This window comes from Paenibacillus pedocola, from assembly GCF_031599675.1.
Taxonomy (GTDB): domain Bacteria; phylum Bacillota; class Bacilli; order Paenibacillales; family Paenibacillaceae; genus Paenibacillus_AQ; species Paenibacillus_AQ pedocola.
In genome coordinates this window covers 4,086,198-4,103,466 of record NZ_CP134223.1, presented here as the reverse complement: position 1 = coordinate 4,103,466, position 17,269 = coordinate 4,086,198, and the positions used below count along the sequence as shown (strand labels likewise).

General features: G+C 52.1%; 16 protein-coding genes. 11 read left to right on the top strand and 5 right to left on the bottom strand.

All coding sequences use genetic code 11. The features are described from left to right. Positions 1-15 precede the first annotated feature (15 nt). From parE to QU597_RS18140, 3 genes are all read left to right on the top strand, one after another. Positions 16-1,998, top strand: coding sequence for a DNA topoisomerase IV subunit B (gene parE, locus QU597_RS18150; RefSeq protein WP_206100765.1), 1,983 nt, complete (start codon positions 16-18; stop codon positions 1,996-1,998). Positions 1,999-2,337: 339 nt separating this feature from the next. Next, a complete protein-coding gene (gene gyrA, locus QU597_RS18145; protein WP_206100764.1) occupies positions 2,338-4,779 on the top strand; it encodes a DNA gyrase subunit A in 2,442 nt (813 codons plus the stop codon). 218 nt (positions 4,780-4,997) lie between these two features. After that, positions 4,998-5,429, top strand: a complete 432-nt coding sequence (locus QU597_RS18140) for a MarR family winged helix-turn-helix transcriptional regulator (protein ID WP_206100763.1) — start codon at positions 4,998-5,000, stop codon at positions 5,427-5,429. 58 nt (positions 5,430-5,487) lie between these two features. Here the strand turns inward: QU597_RS18140 and QU597_RS18135 are convergent, their stop codons facing one another. After that, positions 5,488-6,234, bottom strand: coding sequence for an RluA family pseudouridine synthase (locus tag QU597_RS18135; RefSeq protein WP_310829253.1), 747 nt, complete (start codon positions 6,232-6,234; stop codon positions 5,488-5,490). 3 nt (positions 6,235-6,237) lie between these two features. Then, positions 6,238-7,101, bottom strand: a complete 864-nt coding sequence (locus QU597_RS18130) for a class I SAM-dependent methyltransferase (RefSeq protein WP_310829252.1) — start codon at positions 7,099-7,101, stop codon at positions 6,238-6,240. Positions 7,102-7,343: 242 nt separating this feature from the next. On the opposite strand from QU597_RS18130, the gene QU597_RS18125 reads away from it, so the two are divergent. The 5 genes from QU597_RS18125 to QU597_RS18105 all read left to right on the top strand — a co-directional run bounded on the left by QU597_RS18125 (position 7,344) and on the right by QU597_RS18105 (position 10,553). Next, entirely contained in the window at positions 7,344-8,207 is an 864-nt protein-coding gene (locus tag QU597_RS18125) for a helix-turn-helix domain-containing protein (protein ID WP_310833352.1), read from the top strand. 99 nt (positions 8,208-8,306) lie between these two features. After that, the gene (locus tag QU597_RS18120; RefSeq protein ID WP_310829251.1) at positions 8,307-8,672 is read left to right on the top strand and encodes a VOC family protein; all 366 of its coding nucleotides are present in this window, start codon (positions 8,307-8,309) and stop codon (positions 8,670-8,672) included. A gap of 195 nt (positions 8,673-8,867) precedes the next feature. Then, positions 8,868-9,320 (top strand): flavodoxin, encoded by a 453-nt coding sequence (locus tag QU597_RS18115; protein ID WP_310829250.1) that lies wholly within the window; start codon positions 8,868-8,870, stop codon positions 9,318-9,320. Between the two features lie 2 nt (positions 9,321-9,322). Next, positions 9,323-10,102, top strand: a complete 780-nt coding sequence (locus tag QU597_RS18110; protein WP_310829249.1) for a hypothetical protein — start codon at positions 9,323-9,325, stop codon at positions 10,100-10,102. A gap of 67 nt (positions 10,103-10,169) precedes the next feature. After that, positions 10,170-10,553 (top strand): winged helix-turn-helix transcriptional regulator, encoded by a 384-nt coding sequence (locus QU597_RS18105; protein ID WP_310829248.1) that lies wholly within the window; start codon positions 10,170-10,172, stop codon positions 10,551-10,553. A gap of 48 nt (positions 10,554-10,601) precedes the next feature. Here QU597_RS18105 and QU597_RS18100 read toward each other — a convergent pair whose 3' ends face one another. From QU597_RS18100 to QU597_RS18090, 3 genes are all read right to left on the bottom strand, one after another. Continuing rightward, positions 10,602-11,672, bottom strand: coding sequence for an SDR family oxidoreductase (locus QU597_RS18100; protein WP_310829247.1), 1,071 nt, complete (start codon positions 11,670-11,672; stop codon positions 10,602-10,604). A gap of 228 nt (positions 11,673-11,900) precedes the next feature. After that, complete coding sequence (locus QU597_RS18095) at positions 11,901-12,752, bottom strand: GNAT family N-acetyltransferase (RefSeq protein WP_310829246.1); 852 nt, start codon at positions 12,750-12,752, stop codon at positions 11,901-11,903. Between the two features lie 68 nt (positions 12,753-12,820). After that, positions 12,821-13,114, bottom strand: coding sequence for a GNAT family N-acetyltransferase (locus QU597_RS18090; RefSeq protein WP_310829245.1), 294 nt, complete (start codon positions 13,112-13,114; stop codon positions 12,821-12,823). A gap of 211 nt (positions 13,115-13,325) precedes the next feature. Here QU597_RS18090 and QU597_RS18085 point away from each other — a divergent pair, with 211 nt between their 5' ends. From QU597_RS18085 to QU597_RS18075, 3 genes are all read left to right on the top strand, one after another. Beyond that, on the top strand, positions 13,326-14,228 hold the full coding sequence (locus QU597_RS18085; RefSeq protein ID WP_370656195.1) for an ArsR/SmtB family transcription factor: 903 nt from the start codon (positions 13,326-13,328) through the stop codon (positions 14,226-14,228). 248 nt (positions 14,229-14,476) lie between these two features. Continuing rightward, positions 14,477-16,240: an ABC transporter substrate-binding protein gene (locus QU597_RS18080; protein ID WP_310829243.1), complete on the top strand. Its 1,764-nt coding sequence runs from the start codon at positions 14,477-14,479 to the stop codon at positions 16,238-16,240. A gap of 61 nt (positions 16,241-16,301) precedes the next feature. Then, the gene (locus tag QU597_RS18075; protein ID WP_310829242.1) at positions 16,302-17,255 is read left to right on the top strand and encodes an ABC transporter permease; all 954 of its coding nucleotides are present in this window, start codon (positions 16,302-16,304) and stop codon (positions 17,253-17,255) included. Positions 17,256-17,269: the final 14 nt, after the last annotated feature.

The window sequence follows — 17,269 nt, the reverse complement described above, 5'->3', positions numbered from 1 at the left end:
GAAGGAGGAGCATGAATGCTCGAACAGATCGATATGTTTGCAAAAGTCTCTAAGAACGGCGAATCAGGCCGGACTGGATACGATGCTGACGACATTCAGGTGCTCGAAGGTCTGGTTGCGGTCCGCAAACGGCCCGGCATGTATATCGGAAGTACGAGTTCCTCGGGACTGCACCATCTAGTATGGGAAATCGTGGATAACGCCGTTGATGAGCATTTGGCCAAATTTTGTTCCAAAATTGATATTACCTTGCGTAAGGATGGTTCAGTTACAGTAATCGATAACGGGCGGGGCATCCCGACCGGAATGCATAAGACAGGAGTGCCAACCCCTCAGGTAGTCTTTACAATCCTGCATGCGGGCGGCAAATTCGGCGGCTCCGGCTACAAAAAATCGGGCGGTCTGCACGGCGTAGGTGCTTCCGTGACCAATGCACTGTCCGAGTGGCTGGAAGTCGAAATTTACCGTGACGGCAAAATCCACCGCCAGCGCTTCGAATACTGGGTGGATAAAGCCGGCAAGGAGCATGTCGGCGAGCCAGTAACCGGCCTTGAGATTCTCGGGAATACGAATAAGACCGGTTCGAAGATTACCTTCAAGCCGGATATTCGCGTCTTTGCAAATGGCATTGCCCTGAACTATGACACCCTGGCAGAGCGGGTACAGGAAATTGCCTTCCTGAACTCGGGACTGCGTATTAACATTAGCGATGAGCGCAGCGGCCGTCAGGATGAATATTTCTATGAAGGCGGAGCCAGCCAATTCGTGCAGTTCCTGAATGAAGGCAAGGATACCCTGCATGATGTGATCCATTTCAGTTCGGAGAAGGATGACATCGAGGTTGAAGTGGCCTTGCAGTATAACGCCGGATACACAGAAACGCTGGCCTCCTTCGTGAACTCTATTCCTACCCGCAGCGGTGGGACACATGAGACAGGTTTCAAGACGGCGTATACTCGTGTGCTGAATGACTACGCACGCCGGACACAGCTGCTGAAGGAAAAGGACAAGAACCTTGAAGGCAATGACCTGCGCGAAGGCATGATGGCCGTAATCAGCGTGAAGATGTCCGAGGTGGAATTTGTCGGCCAGACGAAGGATCAGCTCGGCAGCGCCTCTGCCCGCAGCGCCGTCGATTATATCGTGTCCGAGAATATGGCCCGGTTCCTGGAGGAGAATCCCCAGGTGGCGCAGAGTCTGCTGAAGAAGTCCATTCAGGCTTCCAAGGCGCGGGAAGCGGCCCGTAAGGCCCGCGATGAAATCCGCAGCGGCAAGAAGCGCAGTGAAAGCTCTAATCTCGGCGGCAAGCTGTCCCCGGCACAGTCTAAGGACGTTACGCGTACCGAACTGTTTATCGTCGAAGGGGATTCCGCCGGAGGATCGGCCAAGCAGGGCCGCGACTCCAAGATTCAGGCTATTCTGCCGCTAAAGGGCAAGCCGATGAATCCGGAAAAGGCTAAGCTGCTTGATATCCTAAAGAACGATGAATACAAAGCCATTATTTCAGCAATTGGTGCAGGGATCGGCCCGGATTTTGCCGTGGAAGACAGCAATTATTCCAAGATTATTATTATGACCGATGCCGATACGGACGGAGCGCATATTCAAGTGCTGCTGCTGACCTTCTTCTACCGCTACATGAAGCCGCTGATCGATGCCGGGAAGGTCTTTATCGCCCAGCCTCCGCTGTATAAGCTGACGCGCAAATCAGGCAAGCTCGAAACGGTGCGTTACGCCTGGAGCGACGAGGAGCTGCAGAATTACCTGAAGGAATTCGGCAAAAACTTTGAGCTGCAGCGTTATAAAGGACTCGGGGAAATGAACCCGGATCAGCTGTGGGAAACGACGATGAATACCGATACCCGCACGCTGCTCCAAGTGCAGATTGAGGATGCCGCCAAAGCGGAGCGCCGTGTCTCTACCCTGATGGGTGACAAAGTCGACCCGCGCAAGCGCTGGATTGTCGAGAACGTCGATTTTACGGAATTTGTGGAGTAGGGCAGGGCAGGGATTTAGATCTCTTGGCTGAACTTATGGCGGCTTACAGCCCAGCGGGCCAAATGCATGCCGCTGATTCTATACGGCATGCAGATTTTATCGGAAGTGACGATTACTTCCGTTTCTAAAGAGCTTGGTGATTAGAGGAACAGAGGGGAATTTTGGAACTGTAGGAGCGTTAGCGACCGCCTTTGTCTGCGGATTTCCACCGCGAAAAGCGGTATACATTCAAGAAATCTGCAGACAACAGCGGCCGGAAGCCCAAACATTCTCCGGAGTGACGGTCAGATCACCACACGCTTTTGAATCAGATAGATTGAGGAACAGAAGGTGAGCCAAGTGAGCAGTTTATCAGAACAATTTTCGCCGGCTTTTCTGGAAGAGGTCGTCGGTGACCGCTTTGGCCGGTATTCTAAATATATCATTCAGGACCGGGCAATCCCCGATGTGCGGGACGGGCTGAAGCCCGTGCAGCGCCGGATTCTGTACGCCATGTACGACTCCGGCAATACCCCGGACAAGCCGTACCGCAAATCGGCCAAAACCGTAGGGGACGTAATGGGGAATTATCATCCCCATGGGGACTCCTCCATCTATGACGGTATGGTCCGTATGGCGCAGCCCTGGAAGATGGGGCATGTGCTTGTAGACGGGCATGGCAACTGGGGATCCATGGACGATGACCCGGCGGCAGCGATGCGGTATACAGAAGCCCGCCTGTCACCGATCGCCCTGGAGATGATGCGTGACATTGAGAAGCGGACTGTGCTGTTCAAAGACAACTTTGACAACACCGCGAAGGAGCCGGTAGTTGTACCTTCACGGTATCCGAATCTTCTGGTTAACGGCACGAGCGGAATTTCTGCCGGCTTCGCTACGGAGATTCCGCCGCATAATCTGCGTGAGGTTATCGACGCCTGCATCGCCGTGATGCAGAAGCCGGACATCGAACTGGAAGACATCATGACCTTTATCAAAGGCCCTGATTTCCCCACTGGCGGGACAATTATGGGCGGTGACGGAATCATTGATGCCTACCGCACCGGCAAAGGCCGGATCTACCTGCGCTCCAAGACCGAGATCGAGAATCTGCGCGGCGGCAAGCAGCAGATTGTCATTACCGAGGTGCCGTTCCAGATCGTGAAATCGCGTCTTGTTACCTCGATGGAGAATATCCGTTTGGAGAAGAAGATCGACGGTATCGCAGAAGTGCGGGACGAGAGCGGCCGGGATGGCCTGCGTATTGTGGTAGAACTGAAGAAGGAAGCGGATGCTCAAGGTGTTCTGGCTTACCTGCTCAAGAAAACCGATCTGCAGGTTACTTATAACTTCAACATGGTGGCGATCGTCAACAAGGCGCCGCAGCAGCTCGGGCTCAAAGCGATCCTGGAGGCTTATATCGCCCACCAGCGCGAAGTTGTTACCCGCCGCACCCAGTTTGACCTGGAGCGTGCAGAAGACCGTGCTCATGTCCTCGAAGGGCTGGTCAAGGCGCTCAACATTCTGGATGAAGTTATTGCAGCGATTAAGGCTTCCAAGAACCGCCAGGATGCCCAGAATAACCTGGTCTGGATGTTTGGCTTCAGTGAACGTCAGGCTGATTCCATCCTTACCTTGCAGCTGTATCGTCTGACGAACCTGGAGATTCACTCGCTCCAGAAGGAATTGGACGAAATGATGGCCCGGATTGCCACGCTGCGCGGCATTCTCGACAGTGACAAGAAGCTGGTGGCCGTTATCCGCAAGGAATTACTTGAGATCCGCGACAAATACGGCATCGACCGCCGCTCGTTGATTCAAGGCGAGGTCGAAGAGCTGAAAGTCAGCCTCGAAGTGCTGGTTAACGCAGAGGATGTCCTGGTGGCGCTGTCAGCTGACGGTTATATCAAACGCACCAGCATGCTGTCCTTTACACGATCAGGCGGCGAACGGCATGCTTCGGGCGTTAAGGAAGGCGATCATATCGTCAAGCTGCTCGATCTGAATACCCGGGACAGCCTGCTTATCTTTACCCGCAAGGGCCAGTACTTCCTGCTGCCGGTTCACCAGATACCGGAATTCAAGTGGAAAGAGCCGGGGACTGCGGTCGTTAACGTCATTGGTCTGGCTAAAGGCGACAGCATCGTCAGTGTACTGCCGGCCCCGAATTTGGAAGATCCGAATGCCAGTCTTGTATTCGTCACCCGCAAGGGCCAGGTGAAGCGTACGGAGCTCAAGGAGTACTCTACCAGCCGTTCCGGAGCCGTTGCGGCCTGCAAGGTCGCTGAAGGTGACGAGATCATTACAGTGGCGCTGAGCAGCGGAGACAAGGACATTGTACTTGTAACCCGTGAAGGGATGAGCATCCGTTTCAAAGAAAATGAAGTGAATCCGATGGGCCGTGTGGCCAGCGGGGTAAGAGGCATTCAGCTGCGCGAGGGCGATGAAGTAGTATCCTGCTTCTGGGTCAGTGAAGATGAGGGAGAGATTCTCGCCGTCACGGATATCGGTTACGCCAAGCGTACCCTGTTGGTGGATTATCCTTCACAGAGCCGCGGAGGCAAGGGCATGCCGACCTTCGAGTTCAAGGAAGGCAAGCGTGTCCGGCCGAACGGCAGCCGGATCGCAGGCGCATTCCACTGCAAGGAACCGCTGGAACTTATCGCAATAACCCGCGATGGACTTGTACACACCCTCTCTTCAGAAGCTGCACCGCTGAGTGAGCGGCGTTCTACAGGCAAACAGCTAGTTCCTGTGGAGAAGAAGGATGAGATCCTTACGCTTTACCCGGCGATTAAATAATCCGGATCAACACACATAGATATAAACCCCAAACGGCGTGTGCGGCCGCTCTCTAAGAGCTGGCTGCCGCGCCGTTTTAAATGACTCAGAACTAACTACTCCCTGGTAACGGAGGACTGTAACACATTTTTATTTTTTTCTTTTGCAGGAAATGGAATTTTTTTCTCGAAAATGTAGGTATACCGGATAGAGATCCGCAGGGAAAGGAAGGAATACGTGTGCACTCCTCTGAATTCAGTAAAATCTGGCATAAAATATTGAAAGACTATAAACTACATATGGACAGCAAGCTTGCCCCTACACTGACGGATGCCCAGCTCACCGTACTGGAACTGCTTCAGGAACGTGACTCAATGAAACCTTCTGATCTGGCTCCGCATCTGGCAACTAGCCCGGCAGCGGTAACTATGCTCCTAGACCGGATGGAGAAAAACGGACTGATTGTCCGTGAACGTGATGCCGGTGACCGGCGGATCGTATGGGTTAGTATTACGGAGGTCGGGAAGAGGGAGACTGAACGGGGCCTCAAGATCCGCAGTGATTTTTTTGCCGAAGCGCTTGACCCGATTTCGTCTCATAACCAGCAGCTGCTGCTTTATCTAATGGGCAAGATGGCGGTTGCTCCGGCACCCGAAGGTTCTACGCCGTAATTACAATGATCTGAAATCTTGAACAGAATGAATTCCTATAAAAAAAGCAGGTCATCCGTCAGCGGATGGCCTGCTTTTGCAATTGCTGGGGCCACAGACTCCAGGGATGGGTCTGGGGCGGTAATGAAATCAGTTCGATATCGTCTTTGGTTACCGGATGCGGAAAGCCGACGAGTGATGACCAGAGGGCGATTTGCTGGCCCGGTCTGTTCACGGCGGAGCCGTATTTCTGGTCGCCGAACAGCGGGCAGCCGATGCCGCTCAGCTGCACCCGGATCTGATGTGAGCGTCCGGTCAGCAGATCGATCTTCAGCAGGCTGAAGCCCTCAGCACTGCCAAGAACCGTATAGTCAAGAATCGCTTCCTTGCCGCCGGGTGTACCTTTGCGGACAATGGTGACGGTGTTGCTCTTGGCGTCCTTCAGCAGCGTATTGACCAGGCGTCCTTGGGAAGCGGAAGGCTTGCCGTGGACAACGGTCAGATAGACCTTACGGAAGGCGTGGGTACGGACACTCTCGGAGAGCCGGGAAGCCGCCTTGGAGGTTTTGGCGAAGATCATCGCGCCGCCTACAGGACGGTCCAGCCGGTGAACGAGGCCCATATATACATTGCCGGGCTTATTATAACGTTCCTTCACATCTTCTTTGAGCAGGGTCAGCAGATCGGGATCCCCGGTTGCATCTTCCTGCACGGGAATATTAACGGGCTTTACAATGCCTAACAGGTGATTGTCTTCAAACAATACCTCGAAGCGGGATTGTCCGCTGTACGGCTCTTCACCAGCGCTGCCATGCTGAATATTCATGGCTTACGCCTCCCAGCGGCCCAAAATTCCGCAAGGCAGGTTCATGCCGGAGGAAGTGATCGGCAGGCCGATTTCACCGGAAGTCAGCTTGCCGCCGTAGCGTTTGCCCATGGTCATGGAGAGCATATTCCGCAGAACGGTCGGCGAAATGCCTGTTGTATAGGAATTGATCAGCATGAAGAGCGGTCTGTCACTCATGATTTCCATACAGCTTTCGAGGAACGGATAGAGGCTGGATTCCAGCTTCCACATTTCGCCTCCCGGGCCGCGGCCGTAAGAAGGCGGGTCCATGATGATTGCGTCATATTTGCTGCCCCGGCGCTGTTCGCGCTGCACAAATTTGAATACATCGTCCGTAATGAAGCGGACCGGACGTTCGCTAAGACCGGACAGCTGGATATTTTCCTTGGCCCATTGCACCATGCCTTTGGCTGCATCCACATGCACGACAGAAGCTCCCGCACTGGCTGCTGCCACAGTTGCTCCGCCGGTATAAGCGAACAGGTTGAGTACAGAGATCGGACGGTTCGCTCCGGCGATCTTGTCCATCATCCAGCTCCAGTTAGCCGCTTGTTCGGGGAATAAGCCCGTATGCTTGAAGTTGGTCGGACGCAGGTGGAACTTCAGCTTACCGTAGCTGATCTTCCAGTCGTCCGGAATCGTTTTTTTCATTTCCCATTGTCCGCCGCCGGCGGAGCTGCGGTGATAGTGTCCGTGCACATCGCGCCACTTGGCTGTCTCATTTGCCAGGGGCCAGATAATCTGCGGGTCCGGACGGCGCAGGATAATATCGCCCCAGCGTTCCAGCTTTTCTCCGCCTCCGGTATCCATAACTTCGTAGTCTTTCCAATCGCCTGCTATATACATCTTTTATCCATCCTTCAAAAAATTCATTTAGCCTTTATTGTACAACATTTAACCCGGAGGCTACAAACAAAAAGGTTGCAAAGCTGCGACTATTGTCAGTCTGTCCTTACTAAGTCTGGTACATAATATTTCCAAATATACCGGGAAGATTTCTTAGAACGCCCGTAATCTGGCGCTGGCGTCATGGATTGTGTATGATCAGGAGTAGCTGTATAACGGGGGAAAGCGGAGGCGGAATCGTGATGTATAACCTTGCTAAGCTATATTATCCGATAACGGCAAGACCGGATGGAGCCGGAGAGTTCACTCCATGCAAGGCGCTGCAGCCGTATATCCGCTGTTTCTGGGGCACTACGGGGGAGCTGGACGGTCAGACTGTGGGGCCTGCTGCTCAGCTGGACCAGCCGCCCAGTTCGCTGACAACGCGGGAAATGATCATACCTGATACCTGCATGGACATCATTTGGGAGTGGGATGCAGCTTCAGGCGCTGCCGGAGGTTTTTTTTGCGGGATTAATGATACGCCGTTTGAAGTTGAAGCATCGGGGATGCCGGAACCGAAGGTACGCTTTGCCATCCGTTTTCATTTCTGGGCGGTGCATCTGTTTGCGGATGATCATCTGAGGGATGTGCTGAACTTTAGCGGTGAAGTGGAGCAATACTTCCGGTCGTTCCGCAGGGAATTAGGCGACAGGCTGCCCGAAACCCGGACGCTGGGGGAACGCATTGCTGCAGCTGAGTACTATCTGCTGCACCGGCTGGACCAGGCGCGAACCAGCAATAACGGGCTGATGAATGCCATACATACCATTCTCCACCATAAAGGAGTCGTGGCGGCAAGCGGACTGGAGAGCAGTACAGGTCTGAGCAGCCGCCAGCTTGAACGGCTGTTCCGGGAGTATATCGGGATCTCGCCCAAAAAAACAGCTGATCTCGTCCGGTTTCAGAATGTATGGCTGAATTTATGCCGTCCATCACCACACATCCGGAATGTTCAGGATCTGGTATATGCGTATGGTTACAGCCACCAGTCCCATTTAAACAACAGCTTCAAGAGATATGCAGGCCGGACTCCGCTGGAAGCATTGGCCTATGCACGGCAGTGAATGTCGTTTTTTTGCAATACAAAGAATCCGGCAGCAGGTAAACTATCTACAATAGCCGGTGTCCGGCTTACATTACAGGAGAAGAAAGAGGGGAACTTTATGATTTCTGCTTTTGAAGGCATCAATCTGTACACTAAGGATACGGCGGCACTTGCGGCATTTTATGCAGAGATTCTGGGGATTCCTGTTCCATTTGAGGGATTCGGTAATAATGACGGGGCGAAGATCGGCTTTGAACGCGGTGTACCGGGTCTGATCATCTGGGACGAGAACAAATGGGGCAAGCATACAACCGGTGTCGTTAATCTGGTGTTCTCCTGCAGCAGCCTTGATGAAACTTATGCTCAGCTTAAAGCCAGGGGGCTGGATTGCGAGCCGCCGGTTACGATGGAATATGGAGGCAAGGAAATGAATTTCCGCGATCCGGACGGCAACGGGATCACCTTGCTGGAAGGTGCCTACTGAACTTGTGAATCAGCCATACAATGGGCCTAGGGGAGAAAAGCGAACTTCAGCTGGAAGGACAGGCTGCTATTCGCTTTTTTTATATATTGACAATGAGAATCATTATCAAATAGAATGGGGATAGCAAAACATGGTTTCGTTTACGAAGTAGGACCATGACTATACTTCATGTTTATCTTGGGGAGGACGGAATAAATGGCTAAGGTGCTTGTGGCATACGCCAGCTTGACCGGTAATACGGAAGAGATAGCTGAACTGATTGCTGAAGGGATTCGCGAGGCGGGCGGAGAAGCCGTTTTGAAATCGGTGACCGACTGCAACGCGGTTGAGATAAAGAACTATGAGGCTGTATTGCTGGGTGCATATACTTGGGGTGACGGTGAGTTGCCGGATGAATTCCTCGACTTCTACGAAGAGCTGGATGAGCTGGATCTATCTGCCTACAAGGCCGCTGCCTTCGGAAGCGGGGACACCGGATATTCGATCTATTGCGGGGCGGTGGACCAGATTGAAGAGAAGCTGAAGGAACGCGGAGCTGAGATTGTTCAGGCCAGCCTGAAGATTGAATACGGACCGAATGCTGCGGAAAAAGAGGCCTGCCGGAATTTCGGGCGCCAATTTACCGAGACCTGCGCGGCGGTTTCTTAAAGATGGGCGGCGCGGCAGGAAGCTTGGCGGAGGGAAGAACATCTGCACCGGTTACACAATATACCCGGCTGAATGATTTCCGGATGGAGCACATCATGCTGGGCGGGGCGGCAGTACCGGACAGCGGAGCTGCAGCCACCACACTCCCGCGCTGGAGACAGCAGGTGCAGTATGCTATTGGCCACACGCTTAACGATTTCTACAGTCTGCAGCCTGAGGTGCGCCGGGAAACGCCGATTCAATTTCTGCTTGAACGGCGCTGGCCGCCAAAGGGGAATGCTTTTCCGTCGCTGATGCATTATTGGGATGTGAAGACCGCGGTGGGCGATGAACTGATGCGGATAGCAACATGCAATCACATCCGGGAAATACCGGTAATGCTTTATGAGCAGTGGCATATTCCGGTCCCGGAGCTGGCTATTGAGCTGGCGATGATCTTTCAGCTGGTCTGGAATTCAGAGGTTAGCGGACGCTGCCTGAACATACAGAAATTTATGGTGTCCGGCAACGAGGATGTGATCACCGGATTTCTGCATATGTCCAACGTATTTTGCCACAAGGCTTATGGGGAACCGGCTGAAACGATTGAAATCTATTCGCTGATGGATGGACGGAGGCATATATTTGACGGAGCCGGTGTACCGCTTGCGGAATCCCTGGATTACGTGCGGCTGCTGTCCGTGTTCTTAACCCAGGAGGATTCGGCGGACCAGAAGGTAAGTGTCGGGGACCGCAGGAATGAGAAGAACGAAGCTTCTTTCGGCGGATTCGGCCTGATGTAATCCGGATGTTTTGTGCTTGCCAATAGGGCGGAGGAGAGATAAGGTAGTGGCAGGAGGTGCGGAACCGATGCCTGAACCGATCAAAACCTTTAATACCGCGGTGGAAGCAACGCTTGAAGTAATCGGAGGTAAGTGGAAGCCGGTTATTCTTTTCTTCCTTACCTTTGGCAAGAAGCGCAACGGCGAGCTTATGGCCCTTATGCCAGCCGTTACACAGAAAGTGCTGACTCAGCAGCTGCGCGAATTGGAGGCCGATGGTGTTATTCACCGGATATCTTACAATGTAGTTCCTCCAAGAGTAGAGTATGAGTTGACCGAATACGGATGGAGTCTGCGGGACATTCTTCACCTGCTGTGCCGATGGGGAGATTCTCATATTGAACGGACTTATGGCGACAAGGCTATTGTATTGTCTGAACGCGAATGGATTAACAAAACAGCCGGTCTCTAATATAGAGACCGGCTGTTTTGTTGCAATCTAAGGATGACTGGAAGGGATTTATGGGATGATTTTGCGTTGACGCAGGAGATCGAAGATTTCCTGGAACATGAGCTCCGTGTCTACGAACTCATGGAAGCCGGCACGGCGCGCCTTGCTGCTGTCCGCAAAAAAATCGTAATCCCAGGAGAAAACAAAATCCCCGAATGCCCAGGAAGAAACACTCTGGTAGCTATTCGGAATCAAATCGTATTTTTTAAGCATTGCGTCCCACAACGCCTCTTTATCCTCCATGACAACAGACAATGACATCTGAAGCGGCGGTGCTGTTTCCAGCTCAAAGTAGGCGGCTATTTTTGGCCACAGCTCGTCCCAGCGGAACAGGTCGCCATTCGTAATGTTGAAAGCCTGATTGGCACAGCGCTTATCGGTGGCGGCCCACACGGTTGCTTTGGCCAGCAGTCCGGCGTCGGTCATTTCCAGCAGGCTGTGATAAGCTCCAGGCTTGCCGGGGAAACGCAAGGGGATGCCAAGTTCTTTCGACATAGAAGCATAGACAGCAATGACCATGGCTAGGTTCATGGGATTACCCAATGCGACTCCACATACGACGGAAGGGCGCAGCGCAGACCAAGTCCATTGTTTCCCCGCCTGCCGCTGCTCAAGGAAATTCTGCTGATCTATATTGAATTCAGGCGGCATATGATTGGCGTCTGTTTCCCGTGCCGGAGTTTTGAAAGGTCCCAGATGCGCGCCATATACTTTATAGCCTTGCATCAGACTGATGTGCTGAAGTCCGCGTGCTGCCGGTTCAACGGCTTCTACTACATTGACCAGCATGGCGAGGTTCGGAGGCACTAGCTCTGCCCAAGTTGGACGGTCCTGATAGGCTGCGTAGAAGATATGAGTCACCTCCACAAGGCTCCCGAGCTTCTGCCGGGTATCCAAGGCATCCAGCAGATCGGCGGAGATATAACGGATACGGTCCGTATTATCACCACCCCGGCGTGACACGCCGATAATATCCCATTCCGGCAGAGTAACCAGATGCCCGATCAGATTGCTGCCAATGACCCCGCCGGCTCCGATCACGAGGGCTGTTTTGCGCGTTGCCGTTTCCTGCTGATTCATACGATTGTTCCTCCCTTTGTGTGCTGGCTTCTTCTGCATTATGAGTCTCTGTACACAGGATGAACAGTACGCACTTTGAAGTCATATAGGTACTTTGAAGTAACATAGGGAATGCTCATTGCATGGATAAGGCAGCAAAAAAAAGCCCCTAAGCTCAGCAGGAAACTGCCAAGAAAAGGGGCTGTGACTTTTATAACCAATCCTCAATTTCGAAAAAAAATTTTGGGATCAGCCGGTATATCTGTAGTAATCCTGCTTGTTCAAAATCACGAAGCCGCAGCTTTCATACAGCTTCAGCGCGTTGGGGTTATCAAGCGCCACCTCCAGGTTCACGCCATTATAATTGCGGCGCTCCCGTTCAATGGTCTGCTGCAGTGCGCTGCGTCCGATTCCGAGCCCGCGCAGCTTCTTATCCACGGTGAAGCCGTAAATCCAGGTCTCGTTGTTCTCGGTCCACAGCCGCATTTTGCCGGCAGGTTCTCCGTTCATTTCAATCATAATGTGCTCCTGCAGTGCTTCGTGCTGCTGCTGTTCAAACATTTCCGCAGCATCCTCCTGCGTCATGTTAAACCCTTCGCGGTCCAGCTCAATGAGAATATGAGCCTCGTCTTCACGGGCAGGGCGCAGGATGACAGTTCCGGCCGCAGAGCTTGCTTCAGCTGAACCCTGTGGCACAGCTGAAGCATCCCATTTCATCTGGTATTCGGCATGATTGAATACGAGCGGCAAGGTCTTCAGAAAGCCGGAAGCAGACAGCGAAGCGGCTGGTGCATTCAATAGCAGCGTCGTGATATTGTTCCGCTTGATAATCGTCTGTGCCCGCTCCCAGAGCGAGGTGAAGATACCTCTGCGGCGGTAGCCCGGGCGGACCATCCCGCATACTTCCATCTCGCCGCCGAAGCCGTATAATCCGATGAAGCCGACCAGCACATCTTCTTCGTAAGTCACCAGCCACTCTGCTCCACCGGCTTCCGGGGAGTGGCGCAGCATATCCCAATTCAGCTTCAGCGATATGCCTTCGTATTGTTCGCAGCGTTGCTGCAATTCCTCAATATCTTGTAAAGTATCAGCAGTAGTCAAATCCGTTTCCTCCTTGAGCCTTAGAGAACTCTTATAAATTCATATTCCTCAAGGAAACGGGCGCGGTCCTAAGATGAGCTTCCGTCTCCGCTGAGTACATCCGCATACTCTTTGTGCCGCTGGAACTGCTTGGCAGCATAAGGGCATTCCGGGATGATTTTGACGCCGGCTTCACGGGCCTTGTCCACGACTGCCCGAACCAGCTTCTCGCCTGTACCTTGCCCGCGCAGGTCTTCAGAGACATAGGTATGGTCAACGATCCAATTTCCTGTTGCCTCTTCCAGCCTGTATGTAATTTCAGCAAGGTCTTTTCCGTCACCAGCAATATACAAACGGCTTTCTCCCTGTTCAATTTGATCCATATTCTTCACTCCTGCCTTCTTGTAGTTCCTTTATTTTACTACCCTGAATTGGAAAAAGCGAGAAAACGCAATAAGGCGACCGGCAACAAGTTGCAATAACTTAGCCTCCAAGGACTGTGAAAATGGAATAGCTTGCGCATCCTCCGCTTTTTGTCCTAAGATTAAGACACTAACGCTGTAGCGAAAAGAAGTTGCATCAGGAGGAATGTCTGTGGAATATGAGGTTGAAGTGCAGTTCAAGCCGATATATGAATTAGTGAGCAGCATACATACGTTTATCTGTAAGAAATCCAATAAAAAAATCGATCTGGGAACGGCCTGGGCCAGTGAAGTTGCCAAGGGTCTCAGCGGTGAGCTCTTGTCCGCCCTGGAAGAAACGGAGCTCGGGAATGACTGGAAGCTGCTTAATCTGCTGATATATTGCTGTCCGGCCAAAGAGAGTGTAGAGAGTGTGCTGAACTGGCTGGAGAACCTGTCTGTAGGGGATATGTATGAGACGCTTGCCGCATATGTTAGCGTGTTTCCCGTTCACATGGAACAATTCCGCAGCCGGTCGCTGTTTCTGTTAACCGAATGGAACCGGCAGTATTTCAGCAGCAGCGACCCTGAGATTCTGAGCCGGCTGCAGCATCATGCAGGAGAGCGGAATCAGGAACTGCAGGGAAATCAGACCTCTAATTTTGTGAATACGACGACTAACGGTTTCTATTTCCTGCCGGTAGAGGGGCTGCGCAGGCTGGTGCTGATTCCGCAGTTTCATTTTCAGCCCGCCAATATTATTTATAGCTACGGCTCCCTTACCATTTGCCATTATGCGGCCAGAATTTCTGTTACAGACGAAGAACTTTCCCCGTTTATGTACAGGACGATCCGCAGTCTGGGTGAAAAAAGCCGGCTGAAAATCCTCCAGTCACTCGGCGGAGAACGCAGATCCTTCACGGAAATCGCCAAAATGGCCGGAATCTCTAAAGGGATTGTTCATGACCATATTTTTAGCCTCCGCTGTGCCGGTCTGCTGCATGCCTATATCGAAGGGGAGAATGTTACCGCCTACAGCCTGCGTCTTGAAGGAATACACCGGATGAATGAGCTGCTGTTTGATTATTTGAAATAAATGCTAATATCACAAAATAATATAAAAAACTGTAACATAAAGCTAAGAATTTCTCTGAACCGGGAGAATATTCTGGCTTTTTTTTGCTATAAAAGATAATTATAACTTCCGTATAAAAAGAAATTATTTGTTGTTCTCTCTTTACAGAACAGTATTTACTTTCTATAATGTGAACTATCGGTCTTTATTCACACTTAGTGGGTAGGAATTATAGTATTTCATTATACGGAGAGAAGAGAGATGATTGTATGAGAAAAAGCACGATTTTATTGTCCTCGTTATTACTTGTAGGTTCCCTGCTGCTTACGGCCTGCTCTAACAACAGCAATACGAATAACGCTGCGGCAACGGACAATTCAGCTGCAGCTACAGCTGCGGCGGATGGTGCAACGGGTTCTGCTGCTTCGTCATCGCCGGCACCGGTTCCGGCAGGCGCGCTAAGTGAGCCTTATACGGCAACTGATTTGACGAAGCTTCCGGCAGTCGCCCAGAACCGGACAGACACGATTATCGTCGGCCTTACCGATCCAAGCGGGGCATTCACACCTTATTTCCAGGAAAGCGGCTATGACGGCAACGTATCCTCACTGCTGTATGCTTCACTGGTGACGGTAGATGAGAAGGGCGTGCCTGCACCTGAGCTTGCGGAGAGCTGGGATGTTTCAGAAGATCAGCTTACATACACTTTCCATTTGCATAAGGAGCTGAAATTCAGCGACGGTTCGCCGCTTACGGCGGATGATGTAGCTTTTACCTGGACGATTCAGTATGACAAAGCCTATGACGGCGGTTCCTCGCTGCCTACGCTGAATGTAAAGGGCGGCCAGGCTTATAAAGAGGGGAAAGCCACAAGCATCGAAGGAATTAAGGTGATTGATCCGCAGACCATCTCGGTCACACTGGAAAAGCCTAATGCGACTGCACTCGTAGTCCTCGGCTCCAACGTGCTGTCTAAGGCTTACTACGGCAAGGACTATAAGTTCGGCCAGCTGGAGTACATTAAGAAGCTGCATGAGAAACCGCTCGGTGACGGCCCTTACAAGCTGGAGAAATTCATCCCCGGACAGGAAGTCCGGCTGGTAGCCAATGAGAATTATTTCAAAGGCAAGCCAAAGACAGAGCATTTCATCTACAAAACCTCTGAAGGCGATGTGTGGCAGTTCCTGGAGACCGGAGAGGTCGATTATGCTTCCTTCAGTGCAACAAATGAGAATATCGAGAAGCTGAAGGCGCTCGGCTATGTCAACATCCTTCCCTATACCCCAAGCACTTACGGCTACATGCAGGTCAACCTGAAGCATGAGCAGCTTAAGGATAAGCTGGTGAGACAGGCGATTATGTATGGTCTCGACCGTCAAAGTATCTATGTGGATGCCCAGCAGGGGGCAGGTTCGATCGCCAACATTCCGGCTTCGCCAATCTCATGGGCTTACACGGAAGAAGGCATCAACCCGTACAAATACGATCCGGAAAAAGCCAAACAGCTGCTCGATGAGGCGGGCTGGACGGTTGGAGCAAACGGTATCCGCGAAAAAGACGGCAAGCCTTTTTCAATTCACTATCTCGGCTCGAAGAGCAAAAACACTGACATTTTCATCGCTGTAGCCAAAGAGAACTTTGCGGCACTAGGTATCGACTTCCAGCCGGAAGTGTTCGCAGACTTCAATTCGCTGGTCTCCAAAGTGGAAGGCGGAGATTATGATCTGGTATCCTTCTCTACCAGCATGCTGACTGATCCGGCAGACGGCTTCATGCAATTCTTCGACGGTGAAATTACCGACTACGAGAACCCGAAATTCCTGGAGCTGTACAACAAAGCGCTGGCAACAAGTGATATAGAAGAGCGCAAGGCGGTCTATAAAGAGCTCTACCAGCTCTTCAATGATGAACTGCCGATTCTCTTCACCAGCTATAAGAAAACAGTCTACGCCTACAACGGCCGCATTCAGAACCTTTCGGTCAGCCCGTTCATCGGACTCGCCGGCAGCCTGCCGGAATGGACGCTGAAATAATGACTACTTCGTCCCCTTCCCGGAACTTAAGGGGAGGGGACGAATCCTTGAGGAGCGGATCATGAGCACTTATCTGACAAAAAGACTGCTGTATATGCTGATTATTCTGTTTGCGGCGTCGCTGCTGATTTTCTGCCTGTATGCGCTGACTCCCGGGGACTTCATTACCGGGAACATCAAGCTGACAGCGGAACGCAAAGCAGAGCTGCGGGAAATTTACGGGCTTAACAAACCGGTATTGGAGCGTTACGGCCTATGGATGAAGGATGCATTCCACGGGAATTTCGGATACTCGCTCGCCCAGCAGAAGCCGGTGCTTCAGCTGTTTAGTGATTATATCTGGAATTCTTTTTTGCTGGCTGCCGTTTCAACCTTTCTGACCTGGGTGATCGCGGTGATTGTCGGCGTCATTTCGGCGTATAAGCAATATTCCTGGTTCGACACGCTTGTGATGGTGGCGATCTTTGCCGCGATGTCGCTGCCGTCGTTTTTTATCGGCCTGTTCCTGATCAAGATACTGGCCGTGGACCTTAAATGGCTCCCTCCGGGAGGGATGATAACTACCGGAAGCAATGCAACGGGACTTGCCTATCTCAAGGAAGTGGTACGCCATATGACGCTTCCTGTAGTTGTCATGGTACTGCTCGGTTTGGGCTCGCTGACGCGTTATTTCCGCAGCAATATGATTGATGTGCTTCAGCAGGATTATATCCGCACGGCCCGGGCAAAGGGGCTGAAGGAGCGGAAGGTGCTGTTCACCCACGCGCTGCGCAATGCGCTGCTGCCGGCGATTACGCTGGTGGGCTTCGAGCTGCCCGCGTTGTTCGGCGGGTCGCTGATCATCGAGCAGATCTTCAACTGGCCGGGCATCGGCCAATTGTATATGAAGTCCTTCGGGCTTAGGGATTATCCTTTACTGATGGGCTTTACGATGTTTATTGCCATTCTGACCGTCATCGGAACGCTGCTCTCGGATATTCTGTACCGGGTAGCCGATCCGCGGGTCCGGTTATAGTGAGGAGGATACCG

Bases quoted from the DNA above. Each gene is read 5' to 3' on its own strand.
- parE (WP_206100765.1), top strand. From the start codon at position 16: ATGCTCGAACAGATCGATATGTTTGCAAAAGTCTCTAAGAACGGCGAA.
- QU597_RS18135 (WP_310829253.1), bottom strand. From the start codon at position 6,234: ATGAATATTCAGCATGGCAGCGCTGGTGAAGAGCCGTACAGCGGACAA.
- QU597_RS18130 (WP_310829252.1), bottom strand. From the start codon at position 7,101: ATGTATATAGCAGGCGATTGGAAAGACTACGAAGTTATGGATACCGGA.
- QU597_RS18125 (WP_310833352.1), top strand. From the start codon at position 7,344: ATGTATAACCTTGCTAAGCTATATTATCCGATAACGGCAAGACCGGAT.
- QU597_RS18120 (WP_310829251.1), top strand. From the start codon at position 8,307: ATGATTTCTGCTTTTGAAGGCATCAATCTGTACACTAAGGATACGGCG.
- QU597_RS18115 (WP_310829250.1), top strand. From the start codon at position 8,868: ATGGCTAAGGTGCTTGTGGCATACGCCAGCTTGACCGGTAATACGGAA.
- QU597_RS18110 (WP_310829249.1), top strand. From the start codon at position 9,323: ATGGGCGGCGCGGCAGGAAGCTTGGCGGAGGGAAGAACATCTGCACCG.
- QU597_RS18105 (WP_310829248.1), top strand. From the start codon at position 10,170: ATGCCTGAACCGATCAAAACCTTTAATACCGCGGTGGAAGCAACGCTT.
- QU597_RS18100 (WP_310829247.1), bottom strand. From the start codon at position 11,672: ATGAATCAGCAGGAAACGGCAACGCGCAAAACAGCCCTCGTGATCGGA.
- QU597_RS18090 (WP_310829245.1), bottom strand. From the start codon at position 13,114: ATGGATCAAATTGAACAGGGAGAAAGCCGTTTGTATATTGCTGGTGAC.
- QU597_RS18080 (WP_310829243.1), top strand. From the start codon at position 14,477: ATGAGAAAAAGCACGATTTTATTGTCCTCGTTATTACTTGTAGGTTCC.
- QU597_RS18075 (WP_310829242.1), top strand. From the start codon at position 16,302: ATGAGCACTTATCTGACAAAAAGACTGCTGTATATGCTGATTATTCTG.